The following is a 13,097-nucleotide window of genomic DNA, read 5'->3' on the forward strand; positions in this document are numbered from 1 at the left end:
CCAGAAGAAGTTGATGAGCGTCACCGACGCGCCGCAGATCACGGCCGCGCCGCAGGAGATGAGGACGCCGATCTTTCCCCGGCCCGCCAGGTGCGGGTTCGAGGAGTTGGAGCCGAAACCCCACACGATCGCCGAGACGATCAGCGCGAGCACGGACAGGATGAGGCCGACGGTCATCACGGCGCCGACGATGTCGCGCAGCTGGTCGATGCCCGGCAGGCCCGAGCTGTTGGGGTCGATGTCGATCACGGCAGAACTCCTCTGGACGAAGACGGAAAAATGGTTCTGCCACCAGGTGCACCCCGGCCCGCCAGCACGAGAAAGCGCCCACCGCCGGGGACGAGTCCGCTGAGGGTGGGCGCAGCGTGCGTGGTGTGCGGGTTAGAGCTGTTCGCCGACCGAGACGAGCCAGTTGATCCAGGCGATGCCGCTGCCGGCGAGGATCGCCGCGCCGAGCGCTACGAGCACACCGGCACGTCCCTTGGAGGCGACCTGGTAGTTCCCGGTCGACGCACCGATCGCCCAGGCGATGCCGGAGACGATAAGCATGAGCACGGCGATGACGAGCACGAACATCAGCAGCGCCCCGATGACCTCTTCCATCTCGCCGATCCCGGCCAGCCCGTCGAAATCGGGGAACACGTCCATCACGCACCCCCGCCCGAATCGGCGATGGTCACATGCAGGTGGTCGCGGTGCCCACCGGTGATGGAGTCGGCATCGTGCATGCCGCCGCCGTCGTAATCGCGCCAGCCCTCACTGTCGCGGGCCAGGGACCAGATCTTCTGATCCCAGATCAGGTACTCCACCCCGAGGGTCTCGGCGTGGGTCTGCAGCCAGTTCGTGACCTCCCAGCCGAGCTCGTGCTGCGCCGGGGTGGGCAGCTGCCCGATCGCGTTCCCGAAAGCGATGTCGCACGCCCGTCCGAGCGGATGCTCGGAGACGCTGCCGGGGCGGGGCGAGTAGCAAGCCCAGGTGGCCTCGGGGAACGCCCCCGAGGTCTGCTGATACAGGTGCAGAGTGCGGCGGGTGATCTGCCCGCCGGTGGTCGGACCGTCCACCAGCTCGTCGGGGTGGTCGCCGGTGAACGGCTCCGGCTCCCCGCCCGGCCCGCTGCCGGTGGTGGGGTCGCAGTCGCCTCCGGGCGGGCCGGTCTCGGCTTCGGGCAGGTCGGCGGCGTCGTGGCCGTTGAGCCAGGCGGCGGGGTCGGTGTGCTCGCCGGCGGTGCCGCCGTCGTAGACCTCCAGGTGCAGGTGGGGGCCGGTGGACATCCCGCTGCTGCCGACATCGGCGATGTGCTGTCCCGCGGTCACGGTGTCGCCGGCGGACACGTGGATGCCGTCGGCCCAGGAATGGAAGTACCCGGTCGCCACCGCCTCGCCGTCGATGCTGTGCTCGATGACGACCGTCCCGCCCCACTGGTCGCTGTACTCCGCGACGGTGACCGTGCCGTCCGCGGCGGCGAGGATCGGGGTGCCGTCGGCGGCAGAGAAATCGCTGCCGGTATGGAAGGACTGCTCCCCGGTGATCGGATGGATGCGCGGCCCGAACGGGCTGGTCGGCGTCCAGGTGCCTTCCGGCAGGGGGAACACCACCCGCGACGACTCCGTCACCCCGGCCACGGCGGGCACCGCCTCAGAGTCATCGCCAGCGGCGGGGCCGGTATCGGTGCCGAGCAGGGCGTCGAGGACCGTCACGGCCACAGGGCTGTAGTTCTCGTACCGGTCCGGGTACGCGCTCACTTCGACGGCTTGGGCGGCCTCGCCCTTGCCCATGTCTTCCCAGCCGGGAATGTCCAACAGGCCCCGCGGCGAGCCGGCGTTGGGGCCGTCGGGGCCGCCGAAGAACGCCTCGGCCTGATAGGTGGGGTCCATCAGCTCTTCGACCGTGCCCCAGCCGGCCTGCGGGCGCATCTGGAACAGCCCCAACGAGTCGTGGTCGCTGCCGGTGCCGTCGTTGGGATACTCCGTCGACTCCGGGTAGGCGCTCGGGTTGGCGAGCTGGCGCAGCGTGGATTCGGTCAGGGCCGCCATGATCGCGATCTGCAGCCCGTCCCGATTCACCCCGTCGATGCCGGAGCCGGTCTCGATGATCGTGGCCGCATGCGTCAGCTGGGTCTTGTTGAGCGTGAACTCCTCACCGTCGCGGGTGCGCACGGTCAGCTCGTCGGGCACCTCCCCGACGGTGAAGCCGCCGCCGTCGATGGTGCAGGTCGAGGTGAGGGCGGGATTCATCAGCAGCCCGATCCCGACCATCGACAACAACGGTGCCGCCAGCACCAGCGCCAGCAGCACGATCGCGAGCTTCTTCACCACAACAGCCCTCCTTCGTCCGGGTCAGCGCAGGGGGTTGTCGAGCTCGGACAGCCGCAGCAGATGACAGGTGTCGTAGGCGGGCTCGCAGATCACGAACACGGTGAACGCCACCTCGTGCTCGGACGCGACCGGTTTCTCGTTCCACACCCCGGCGCGGTAGCGGACGCCCTCGATCGTGATCGCTGTCGTGCCCTCGGTGATCTGCCCGGGCTGGGCCTGCGCTTGCGCGGTCGCCCACGCCTCGGGCACGAACGCATCGGTGATTTCCAGGTGCTGGGTGGTGGCGTACTGGCGCAGATCGACCCACGCCTCGCGGACGGGCAGGTAGGCGGCGAGGTCATTGGCGAGGCCGGCCTGCTCGGTGCCGGTGGGGTCGGCGACCTCCATCACCACCGCCGTGTAGTCCAGCGGCATGAACCCGGCGCCGGTATCCCATGCGAACACCGCCGTCGCGACATTCCGGGCGAACGTCTCCGGGTCACTGCTGCGCTCCACCGGGACGATCCGGCCCGGAGTCTGCGTGCCGTCTTCGGGTGCGGCGGTCGCCGCGGGCCCGTCGGCCTCGGAGTTGTCGGGCGGTGGGCCGGTGCGCGGGCCTTGGATGAGTCCGTAGACGCCGATCCCGGCCAGGAGCAGAACGGACAGGCCTGCGGCGATCAGTACGATCACGCGCTTGCGGGGCGGAGTGTCAGCAGCAGAAGTCTTCATGCCGTCCAGGTGCACGGCCTCCACCCCGTACCGGGCGCTGTCGGGCGGCGAGGCTAGAGGGCGCGCAGGTGCCGGCGCGGCACCGCGCCCTCGTCGGCGGCTCCCTGCTGCATGGGCTCCTCGCCGACGGCATCGTCGCCGGCCTCGCGGGTTTCGGTGGGGTCGATGGTGAGCAGGGGGCGCAGGCGGTCGGCGAAGGCGACCGTGCCGTCGACCACGGTCAGGAACACGCGCGCTTGGTCGTCGGTGAGTTCGGCGGCGAGCTCGTCCGGGTCGTAGTGGGTCCACCAGTCGGCCAGCGACGTCCAGGTCTGCACGAACGCCGCCACCGGCCACCGGCCCGGCGCCCGCACCGTCTCGGTGGCGGGCGTCTTGCGTTTCGTACCGCGACCCGGGCCGGTGACGCGGGCGACGGCTTCTGCGGCCAGGGCGTGCAGCTCGGACTGGCGTGCCTGCTCGACCTCGGCGGCCACGGCGCGGATGCGTTGGTAGGCCGGGTCGACCGGCCCGCCCGCCTCGATCCGGGCCAGCTCGGTCGCGGCCAGTTCACGCAACGCCTCCGGGGCGTCGGGGTCATCGGCGACGTACTGGACGTGGCCGATCTTCTCCATCGTCTTGTAGGACGTGCCGCCGGGGATCATCGCGGCTGCCTGCTCGCGGGCCTTCCCGACCGGCCCCGACGGTGGTGGAAAATTTCCACCACCGTCGCTATTCGGCTGATGGTCGGCGCTGAACCGGGAGGCCACCTGCCGGCGTTCGGCGTCTTCGGCCATGAGCTGCTTCAGCTCCCGATACAAGGCGGCGGCTTCGAGCTGGGTGAGCGGCTTGCGGTGCACGTTCTCGTCCTGCTCGGCCAGCAGAAGCCCCAGCCGGTCGGAGATGCCGCTGCGCACCCAGACGCTGACGGTGCGCCAGCCGAGCTGCCGGATCGCGGCCAGACGCCGCCTGCCGCACACCAGCACCCCGTCGATGGCGACGGTGATCGGCTGCAACAGGCCGTGCTCGCGGATCGACGCGGCCAGCGCGTCGATGTCGCCCAGGTCGGTGCGGTGGCGCGTGCCGACCTGGATCGAGTCGACCGTGCGTTCCAGCTCGATCCCCATCACCACTCACCCCCTCTTCCCGGCCTGTCGGTTCTCTGTGTGCGGTCTCAGTTATCGGCGGCGCTGGGTCGGGACGGCCAGGCACAGGGTGAGCACGAGATCGTCATCGCGCAGCAGCACCGGCAGCGTCTCGCCGATCAGCAGCCGCAGCAGCACGCCTCGCCCGGCCGGGGTCGCCGCCAGCGCCGGGTGCGGGGTACCCAGCAGCGCCTTGAGCAGCACCGTCCAGGACCGGCCCGGGAGGTCCAGCAGCGCCCGGGCGTGCTGGTCGCGGCGCAACGTCTCATACGCGGTGTGCCGTGCCCCGGCCTTGGCCAGCGCCCCGCAGATGTGCTCCACCGACGCCCGCGCCGTCGCCGGTTCCCAGCCGAGCATCGTCACCAGCGCGATCGCGTCCTCCATCGCCGACGACGCCGACATTCCCGCCCGCACCCCTCCGCCGCCGTCGCCGTTGTCAGCGCTGCCGCCGGCGGGATCGGTGTCGGGTTCGGGGTCGGTGACCTGGAACGCCGGGTGGTACGCCCACAGCGGCGTCTCCCGGTCGGAGATGCGCTCGGCGTCGTGGAACGCCGAGATGTGCGGGCGGCGGGCCTGGTGGGTCGAGCAGAGCAGGCCCTGGGCGCGTTCCTCAGCAATGCATGTGATCCGCACCGCGTGCGTGACCACGCCCCACGGGTCATGCGCCTCCCTGGCCGACCGGGTGCGCATCACATCGAACGCCGCGCTGGCGGCCTCCCACGGGTCCAGCCCGTGTTTACGCGCCAACGCGCCGTACTTCTCCGCGCAGAACCGCATCAGCTCCGCGGCGACCGGATCGTCGACCCAGGCTCGCTCCCCGGCCGCGTGCAGTCGCCGCAGCAGAGCGCGCAGCCCGGCACCGGACACGTACTCCGGGCCGGCAGTATTCGTAGTGTTCGTCGTCATGGTCTCGGCACCTCCTGGCAAGCAGGTGCACGCACCCGCCCCGGCATCCGGTGCATCGGTGATCGTGGTCATGGCCGGTCACCTCAGCTCATCCCGACCGGGCCACGCCCAGCGCCCTCGTGGCCTGTGCTGCGGCCGAACGCCGAGACCGGCGGCAGCTCCCGCATCCGCTGGCCCAGCTGCTTGGCCCCGCGGGCCAGCGGGTCATGGGCCTTGTGCGCCAGGTTCGCCTCGAAGTCGATCGCCAGGCGCGAGGCAACCCCGCTGCCACGGGCCAGCAGGTCCGAGGAACGCACCCAGTCCACGCCGCGCGCCTTCCGCAACGACGGATCGGGATCGGCGCCCTCCGCGTCCGGGGTGGTCGTGCGGTCGACATCGGCGGCGGCGATCGCATCCGGCGCCATCGCCCGTTCAACAAGCTCGGGGCGTGTCGCCTGCGGCGTCTCACGCCGGGCCGCCCGATGCCCATCCAGGGCGACGACGGCGACGGTAGCGACCACGATCAGCCCGTCCACCAGCAGTGGCCATATCCACGCCTGCCTGGCGACGATGCCCGAGCGCACCGCCAGATCGGCCAACGCGACAAAGCTGAGCCAGAACGCGCCGCCGCCGATCAGCACCGTGCCCGACGCCGCGGCGACCACCGCCCACCGACGCCCCACCCGCGTGCTCATGCCAGCCCCCTGGCCGGCGCCGCCCGCACGACGGGACGCGAGGCCTCGAACCGCGACCCGGCACCCGTGGTCGCGGGTGGTGCGGTGCCGACGGCGCGGTAGGCGGAGCGGACGGTCGTAGTGATCTCTCGCTCGCCCAGCCCAGCGTGCGCGGCGGCGGCCTGCAGCACGTCGAGAGCGTCATCTCGGGGCAGGCCGTTCTCGGCGAGCTTGCACGCAGCCCAGAACAAACCGGCGTTGCGCTCGCCCTCCGGCCGGCGCGCCACCCACGCCGCCAACCGGCCCGCCATCGCCTCCGGCGCCGCCGTCGGCCCCGTCCGGCGCGGGCGGGTCGGCGGCTTCGGATCGAGGAACTCTCGCAGCCGGCCTGCCTCCAGCGCCCGGCTGTCGGTCGGGGCGAAGGACGCGGGCCGGTAGAGCACGTGCTGGCCGTCGATGCGGCGACGCGAGGGCGGGACGATGATGTAGCCGCGATCGCCGCGGAAGTCGATCCCCGCTTTCCCAGCCTGCCACGACGACTGCTCCACGCCTTCGGCGGCTGGGTAGTAGACGTGCAGGCCGCCGGTCGGTGAGCGCACCAGCGTCTCCCATCCCTCCACCAGCCCGGCCCGGCGCGCGCGGGCGAAGGAGTCGTAACCATTGACGTCGTGCACATCGACGTCCACGACGACCACGCCGGAGGCGGCGCCGGTGGGCATCCCGATGTTCGCCGACGGGAACCGCGCCCACCACGCCTCCACCTGCGCCACATCCGTGGTCGCATCATGAAACCCCCGGCCAGTGATCGGCTGCTTCCCGCCCGGCGCGCACGGGAACACCGGCACCCGAGCGCGGGCGAACAGCACCGCCGCCTCCGGCAGCGGCCAGGAGGCATCCATCTGCCGCAGCGCGGCGGTGAACCGGCTCCGGCCGCTCATCACAGCCCCCGCCCCTCGATCCCGCGCCGCCCACGGTCAGGCTCCGGTGCCGCCCGTCGTGCCGGCGACGGCTCGGCAGCGCGGGCCGGGGCATCCTGCGCCGGGCTCTGCCGGGTCGTAGCGTCGCGGCTCAGGCCCGGCGGGGTGCCATCGGGCACCTGGGTCGTGTCGAGCTGATCGAGGATGCCGGCGGCGGTCTTGCGTACCCGCTCCCCGGTGGCCTGCACCACCTCGACCAGCTCCTTGCCGTCGACGTTCGCGGCCCATCCGGCGACGTACGGGATCGTGTACTCGGTGGTGTCCATTCCGTGGGCAGCACCGATCATCAACGCCACGGACTCGGCCTCGACCTCAGCGATCCCGCGATGCTGACGGGCATCCTCGGAATCCGGGTCGTGCATCAGCACATGGGCGAGCTCGTGCGCGAGGGTCTTCACCTGCGCGGCGGGGTCCATGTTCTCCCGCACCGCGACCGTCTTCGCCTCGAAGTCGGTCCTGCCGTTCGCGCCGTCGATCATGCCCTCGTGCGGCACTCGCATCAGCGTCAGCCCCGCCGCCTCGACCTGCCCGGCCAGCCCCTCCCACAACCCCTCCGGCGCCTCACCCACGAGCAGCACCGGTGACGGCGTCTCAGGGATCGGATTGCCCGTGGTCTGCGAGACATCCCACACGTAGGCCGGTTTCGCCCCGACCATCCGCGAGCGCACCACCTCGCCCGGCTTCGGCTTCTCACCCCGGCCCAGCCGGTACCAGGAGGCCGGGTCCGCGGGGTTCGCCGACGCGAACCGGCCCGTGACGGGGGCGAGGATCTGGTAGCCGGGCTGGCCTTTCTCCACCTGCCGGCCGAGCTGCTGCCACTGCCGGTACCCGGCAACGTAGGTCGGGAACGGCTCTGGCACCCGGCCGGCCTCAAAGTTCGCCGCGTGCTGTGCCCACAGCAGGGCCACATTGTTGAAGCTCCGCGACCGGAACTTCGCGGCGAACCGGAGCATCTCGGCCCAGTCCTCACCCGTAACGAGCTGTTCGACCGCACTGGTCAGTCGCTCGTGGAGCTCGTCGAGCTTCGCTTCCCGCTTCTGGCGGGCCTCCTCTTGCCTCGTCGCCATCGTTCGGCCTCCTCCCGGTAGACCCAGCCACCCGGGGTGTGGGTGGCGGGCCTGCTACCTGCGAGGTGAGCCAGGTGTCTCCGGTGAGTTCGAGACGGTCAGCGAACAAACGAATCGGTAAGTTGGCCGCCAGGAACACGAAAGGCACCTGACGTAGGACATACCGGCCTATCAGCGAACTCCCGGCCACGGACGCCACGGCCGGCGATGGTGGCCTTTACGCGGGCAATGAAGGCTCAAAGGCGGGCAACCGGCCACCGGCAGAGCATCCGGCCCGATACCGGCTCGGCGTGATCCCGACGTACTCGCCGAACGCCTCCGTGGCCCGGTTACGCGAGCGCCACCCGACCCGCCGTGCCGCCTGCGCGATCGTCAGATCGGTCTCCCGCAGCAGGCGCGCCATCTCCTCGACCCGCAGCATCTTCAGATACGCCAACGGCGTTCAGGATCGCGGGCGCAGGGGCGGGGCGTCCGGTGATGTGTTCCCATCGGGCGATCGCGGCGGCGTATCGCCCCAGCGACGAAGATGCTCTCCACGAGCGCGAACAGCGTCTCCGATTCGCCTCCTCTGTCCGGTGAGCCAGCCGGGCCGTGCAAGGCCAGGTCGATGACCTGATGGCTCAGCACGATCGTTCCCCGACGCCCGCCCGCACCTGATCCAGCGTCTCGCCACCGCGCGAGGAGTCCGAGGCCAGAGGCGTCCGGAACAGGGTCTTGGCGATAGGCGGTGTTGAAGATGCGGAACCGGTGATGCGGTGCACCGGCCAGTGACGCCGGTAGGCCGATCCAGCGCGCATCCATCCCGAGGTCGGCCAAATCGCCCAGTACCGCTCCGAGCGCGCGAAGAGGTCGAGCTGCGTCGTCTCCCAGCATCCACGGTTCGGATTCCAGGTCGCGAATGGCGCTCGCGGGGCCGGGGGTTGCGTCGTCGGGGTTGCGGTCGTCATGGCGTTGACCTTTCGTCTCGGGACGGGTGGCGGTTGCAGACAGCAACCCGCCGGCGTTCTCGATCACCACGAGCCGGGGTTGCAACACTTCGATCGCGGTCGCCATGTACGACCAGAGTCCCGAGCGGGTACCCGGTGCGAGGCCGGCGCCTTTGCCGACGGTCGAGATGTCCTGGCACGGGAAGCCGCCGCAGAGGACGTCTACCGGCGGCACTGTGGCCCAGTCGATTGTGGAGATGTCGCCGAGGTTCGGGGCATCCGGCCAGTGGTGGGCGAAGACGCCCGCGACGGCGGTGTTGAGCTCAGAGAACCAGACCGTCTGCCCGCCGGTAGCGTGCTCGACGGCCAGATCAAGACCACCGTATCCGGAGAACAGCGAACCAATCCGAGGGTGGGCCGGCGACGCGGCGGTGTCGTGCATGAGGGCTCCGGCAGGTCAGAAGAGACCCCGGCGCCAGACCCCGAAGGAGCCCGGCACCAGGTCGAACACCTGCCAGGTGCACGACCCTCACAAACAGCCGATCCGCTGCCTGACGAGATCACCGCGAGCAGGCCGCCGCCGACGAATCTCGATCTGAGACTCCGCGACCCCGCCCTCCCGATACCGCTCGACCCGACCCGCCTTCTGAGCAGTCACACCTCTTGCAGATCGTCGTCAACATCAGTTGACGGCCCATCCATACCTCAACGAGCCGATCAGCTGAGTGTCGAGAGCTCCCGCCGACACTCACCGCGGGCGGAGCGGAGACCGTCATAGTCCACGAGTTGTTTTGCCGCGCCGCGAACCGACGACTCGCCGATGCCGCTGGTATGGATGGACCGGACCAGGTAGTCGCGGCCAACACGGACCCGCAACCCCTCGCAACCGAGCCGAGTGCAGCCGCGCAACGCCTGGGTGAAGTGAACTCCAGGCTCAGCGAGCAACTCGTGCAACTGCGCGAGGGCCAGGAAGCGCTGAACATGCGCATCACGGCGCAGCAGCATCAGATTGAGCAGTTGCGCGACCAGAGAGGGAAGCGCAGACGGCTCCAGAACCCCTTCACCTCTGCATCCGATCGCGTGGCCAGTCTCGGTACCGCCCTCGACTGCAGCCGTGGCCTGTGGCGGTTCTTTAACGGGAGCACTGCTACTCGATCGTGGAATGTGTGGCGTTGGACCCGAGTGAGTGGCGGTACCGTGTCGCCAGCATCATTCGATACCGGCACGGAGTGACACCCGTTGCCTGCCGGAAAGCCTCGGAAGCGCGGTTGCGGGAGTGCCATCCGACCCGGCGGCCGGCCTGCACGATCGTCATGTCGGTCTCGCGCAGTAAACGGGCCATCTCTTCGACCCGCAGCATCGTCAGATATGCGAGTGGGGTCTTGCCGTAGGCCTCAGCGAAAACACGACCGAGCTGCTTCGTAGACAGATGCACCAACCTTGCCAGCTCATTCAGGGGCCATGGCTCGGCGATCGCGTTACTGATCACTTTGCGCACCGTTTCGGCTTCGGTTCGCGTCGGCGCGAAACGACGCGCCCGCGGATGCACCGGCGTGCTGCGTGCTCGCTGCGAGGGCGAGACGCGATGATCAGTGACCCGGACGTGCGGGGCGATGCGGTCCATGATGGCGAACCAGAGCGCCTGCATTCTGTGGAACCTCGTCTCCTCCTCATTGAGACTGAGGGTGACCAACTCGTCTAGCCAGGGCATGAGCAACCCGGTGTGATGCTCGCCCAGGCGGATGATCTGCGCGGGCTCGGTATAGGTTTCTTTGGCGAACACCGATGCATCGAGTCGGTCTTGCAAGATCGCAGCGTATTGCCAGAACATCTGATCGATCACGTAGTCGGTATCCGCATAGATCGTGGTGACGGTGACGTGCCCCTCAGGCTCGGAGCCGCACAAGACGTTCGGGCCAAGCAGGATCACATCCCCAGGACGGACATGTTTCTCTCCGAACTCGCTGAACAAGATTGCGCTGCCATCACGTACGACAATGACTTTCACGCAGTCATAGGCCCACGGGCCAATGGGGCGGTGGATCGTCTGGGTGCGAGCGAGCAGCACCTGATAGTCATTCGGTATCCCTCGTGTCATTGCTGATCGCCGCGAGCGAAGAAGTAGACCGCGGTCCTAGGCAAATCAGTCAGCGTTTCCACATCTCGTCTACTAGCGGTTAAGCGCTGATGACTTTGTCGGCCCAGCAGGTCCAAGTGGTGAGTTCAGTCCCGGATGAGGGGGCGCCGGGATCGCGTGGATGGTGATGCCGCAGGTGTCCACGCCCGTGCTGAGCCCAAGCCGATGCGCGCACCCCCTGCGGACCAGGACGCGGACCTGCCTGCCACGACGTAGTGCCCGCTTGGCATCGGCTGCCCTGGACGGTCGCGGCCATCGGGTCGCCGAAGCAGAACAGGTAGGGCGTTGGCGGGGACCGGCGTGCCGATTCCGCTTCAGTTCGTCGCCGTTCTTGGCGGGGGGCGCCTGCTCGCCCTAGACCGTTGAAGACCCGCTCTGCCCTCTGGGGCGGGTCGTGGAGGACGAGGGCCATACCGGGACTCCTTCCAGTCGGGTTGGTCGCGCAGCCATCTTGACGCTATATCATCTTATTCCATGGATGCATGGAATACTGGTTCCCTGACGCGGGACAGCTGTGTTGCCGCCTGAGCGCGGGCTACACGCCAACACCGAGGATGAGGACGTCGCCGAACGGCGCGCGAGCAAGGAGAACGATCTTGGAGTCGCCTGACACCATCACTGCAGTTACGACGGGAGAGGAAGCCGCCCGGGTTCATCAGCGGACATTGACTGTGGTCATCCTCAGCCAGATCCTCGGCGGCGCCGGTCTTGCCGCGGGTATTTCGGTGGGTGCGCTGCTGGCCCAGGACATGCTCGGCTCCGACGCCCTCTCCGGAGTGCCGACGGGCCTGTTCACCCTCGGGTCCGCGCTGGCCGCGTTCCTGGTGGGCCGATCCACGCAGCGGTTTGGCCGACGAGTGGGCCTGGCCTACGGCTTCATCGCCGGCGGGCTCGGGGCCGCTGGCGTCGTCGCGGCCGCGGTTCTCGACAATGTGCCGCTGCTGTTCCTCGCCCTGTTCATCTACGGCTCGGGCACCGCCACCAACCTCCAGGCCCGCTACGCCGGCACCGACCTCGCTCCCGCGAACAAGCGCGGCTTCGGCACCAGCATGGCCATGGTCGCGACCACCATCGGTGCCGTCGCTGGCCCGAACCTGATCGATCCCATGGGTGCCTTCGCTGACTCGGTGGGTGTGCCGACATTGGCCGGGCCGTTCATCCTCGCTGCCGTCGCCTATGGCGCCGCGGGCCTCGTGCTGTTCATGCTCCTGCGCCCGGACCCGTATCTATTAGCTCGACGCATCGCCACGGAGACTGCGGCGAAGGAACCCAACGGCTCGGCAAACAGGGCGGTGCCGAAGGTCGGAATCGGCGCATACGTGGGTGCCACGGTGATGGTCCTGACCCAGATCGTGATGATCGCCATCATGACGATGACCCCGATCCACATGCGCGCCCATCACCACGAGATGGCCGCCGTCGGCCTGGTCATCGGCATGCACATCGGCGCGATGTGGCTGCCGTCCCTGTTCACCGGCATCCTGGTGGACAAGCTCGGCCGCACCCCCATGGTCATCGCGTCCGGGGTGACGCTGCTGCTCGCCGGGGTGCTCGCCGCGACCGCGCCGGGCGACTCGCTCGGCCTGCTGATCCTCGCGCTCGTACTGCTCGGCCTCGGCTGGAACTTCGGTCTCGTATCCGGCACCGCGCTCGTGGTGGACGCCACCGTGCCGCAGAACCGGCCGCGCACGCAGGGCACCATCGACGTGCTCATCGCCCTGGCCGGCGCCGGAGGCGGAGCAATGTCCGGAATGGTCATGTCCGCGACCAGCTACCAGGCACTCTCTCTCGGCGGTGGCATCCTCGCCCTCCTGCTCATACCGGTGCTGCTGTGGGCCCGTGCCCGCCGCGCTGTTACCGCATGACCACCCACGCCCTACGAACGGATGATCCCAAGGTGCGCTCAACGTCTTGATCGCGCGGGCTGGAGCGGGGTGGTGGAGCGATGTCCGGGAGGTCGTCACCCTCTCCGTTTTTCACGGGCTTGCTCTCGGCGGGGGCGTACTCGCTCCGCCACTGCCCCGCATCCGACCCAGTCACGCCACGGCCGCCTCCCGGCAGCTGCCCGGCGGCCGGGCCACCTAATCGCGTTCCCGAATACCACCTAATGACGTTCCCAAGAAGAGGTTCTGCTTCACCATGCTTGATGTCATCATCATCGGCTCTGGTCCCGCCGGGTTCACTGCCGCCATCTACGCCGCGCGCGCGAATCTGCGGCCACTGATCATCGCCAGTTCCGTCGAGGTCGGCGGCGAACTGATGAACACCACCGAGGTCGAGAACTTCC

At 69.2% G+C, this 13,097-nt stretch carries 14 protein-coding genes and 1 pseudogene; 2 read left to right on the forward strand and 13 right to left on the reverse strand.

What is annotated here, in order from left to right; genetic code table 11:
* The 13 genes and pseudogenes from N864_RS13195 to N864_RS13260 all read right to left on the reverse strand — a co-directional run.
* Positions 1-249 (reverse strand): DUF6112 family protein (locus N864_RS13195; protein WP_034717508.1); only part of this gene is annotated, 249 nt, incomplete at its 3' end.
* 132 nt (positions 250-381) lie between these two features.
* On the reverse strand, positions 382-648 hold the full coding sequence (locus N864_RS13200; protein ID WP_034717495.1) for a DUF6112 family protein: 267 nt from the start codon (positions 646-648) through the stop codon (positions 382-384).
* Entirely contained in the window at positions 648-2,315 is a 1,668-nt protein-coding gene (locus tag N864_RS13205; protein WP_034717497.1) for a M23 family metallopeptidase, read from the reverse strand. Before N864_RS13205 ends, N864_RS13200 begins: the two co-directional genes overlap by 1 nt.
* Before the next feature lie 21 nt (positions 2,316-2,336).
* Entirely contained in the window at positions 2,337-3,023 is a 687-nt protein-coding gene (locus N864_RS13210; RefSeq protein WP_034717509.1) for a hypothetical protein, read from the reverse strand.
* A 53-nt stretch (positions 3,024-3,076) separates the two neighbouring features.
* Positions 3,077-4,126, reverse strand: a complete 1,050-nt coding sequence (locus N864_RS13215; protein ID WP_034717499.1) for a ParB N-terminal domain-containing protein — start codon at positions 4,124-4,126, stop codon at positions 3,077-3,079.
* Positions 4,127-4,177: 51 nt separating this feature from the next.
* Positions 4,178-5,050, reverse strand: coding sequence for a hypothetical protein (locus N864_RS13220; RefSeq protein ID WP_034717510.1), 873 nt, complete (start codon positions 5,048-5,050; stop codon positions 4,178-4,180).
* Positions 5,051-5,502: 452 nt separating this feature from the next.
* A pseudogene (locus N864_RS26325) lies at positions 5,503-5,724 on the reverse strand (DUF2637 domain-containing protein); the annotation flags it as partial.
* Entirely contained in the window at positions 5,721-6,641 is a 921-nt protein-coding gene (locus N864_RS13235; RefSeq protein ID WP_034717501.1) for a bifunctional DNA primase/polymerase, read from the reverse strand. The gene N864_RS13235 and the pseudogene N864_RS26325, both read right to left, overlap by 4 nt.
* On the reverse strand, positions 6,641-7,747 hold the full coding sequence (locus N864_RS13240) for an ArdC-like ssDNA-binding domain-containing protein (protein ID WP_034717503.1): 1,107 nt from the start codon (positions 7,745-7,747) through the stop codon (positions 6,641-6,643). The genes N864_RS13235 and N864_RS13240 overlap by 1 nt, the downstream gene beginning before the upstream one ends.
* A 217-nt stretch (positions 7,748-7,964) precedes the next feature.
* A complete protein-coding gene (locus tag N864_RS13245) occupies positions 7,965-8,183 on the reverse strand; it encodes a helix-turn-helix domain-containing protein (protein WP_228389100.1) in 219 nt (72 codons plus the stop codon).
* The gene (locus N864_RS13250; protein WP_051518549.1) at positions 8,171-9,115 is read right to left on the reverse strand and encodes a DNA cytosine methyltransferase; all 945 of its coding nucleotides are present in this window, start codon (positions 9,113-9,115) and stop codon (positions 8,171-8,173) included. Before N864_RS13250 ends, N864_RS13245 begins: the two co-directional genes overlap by 13 nt.
* 275 nt (positions 9,116-9,390) lie before the next feature.
* Entirely contained in the window at positions 9,391-9,678 is a 288-nt protein-coding gene (locus N864_RS13255) for a hypothetical protein (protein ID WP_034717506.1), read from the reverse strand.
* 142 nt (positions 9,679-9,820) lie between these two features.
* Positions 9,821-10,741: a helix-turn-helix domain-containing protein gene (locus N864_RS13260; protein ID WP_338033642.1), complete on the reverse strand. Its 921-nt coding sequence runs from the start codon at positions 10,739-10,741 to the stop codon at positions 9,821-9,823.
* A gap of 740 nt (positions 10,742-11,481) precedes the next feature.
* On the opposite strand from N864_RS13260, the gene N864_RS13265 reads away from it, so the two are divergent.
* Complete coding sequence (locus N864_RS13265; RefSeq protein WP_240474319.1) at positions 11,482-12,675, forward strand: MFS transporter; 1,194 nt, start codon at positions 11,482-11,484, stop codon at positions 12,673-12,675.
* Between the two features lie 274 nt (positions 12,676-12,949).
* Positions 12,950-13,097, forward strand: a 148-nt coding sequence (locus N864_RS24175) for an FAD-dependent oxidoreductase (RefSeq protein WP_155892932.1), incomplete at its 3' end; no start/stop codon positions are given.

The organism is Intrasporangium chromatireducens Q5-1 (assembly GCF_000576575.1).
GTDB classification, from domain to species: domain Bacteria; phylum Actinomycetota; class Actinomycetes; order Actinomycetales; family Dermatophilaceae; genus Intrasporangium_A; species Intrasporangium_A chromatireducens.

Excerpts from the sequence above, each read along its gene's own strand:
- N864_RS13210 (WP_034717509.1), bottom strand. The coding sequence starts at position 3,023 with ATGAAGACTTCTGCTGCTGACACTCCGCCCCGCAAGCGCGTGATCGTA.
- N864_RS13255 (WP_034717506.1), bottom strand. The coding sequence starts at position 9,678 with ATGCTGCTGCGCCGTGATGCGCATGTTCAGCGCTTCCTGGCCCTCGCG.
- N864_RS13220 (WP_034717510.1), bottom strand. The coding sequence starts at position 5,050 with ATGACGACGAACACTACGAATACTGCCGGCCCGGAGTACGTGTCCGGT.
- N864_RS13235 (WP_034717501.1), bottom strand. The coding sequence starts at position 6,641 with ATGAGCGGCCGGAGCCGGTTCACCGCCGCGCTGCGGCAGATGGATGCC.
- N864_RS13200 (WP_034717495.1), bottom strand. The coding sequence starts at position 648 with ATGGACGTGTTCCCCGATTTCGACGGGCTGGCCGGGATCGGCGAGATG.
- N864_RS13215 (WP_034717499.1), bottom strand. The coding sequence starts at position 4,126 with ATGGGGATCGAGCTGGAACGCACGGTCGACTCGATCCAGGTCGGCACG.
- N864_RS13240 (WP_034717503.1), bottom strand. The coding sequence starts at position 7,747 with ATGGCGACGAGGCAAGAGGAGGCCCGCCAGAAGCGGGAAGCGAAGCTC.
- N864_RS13250 (WP_051518549.1), bottom strand. The coding sequence starts at position 9,115 with ATGCACGACACCGCCGCGTCGCCGGCCCACCCTCGGATTGGTTCGCTG.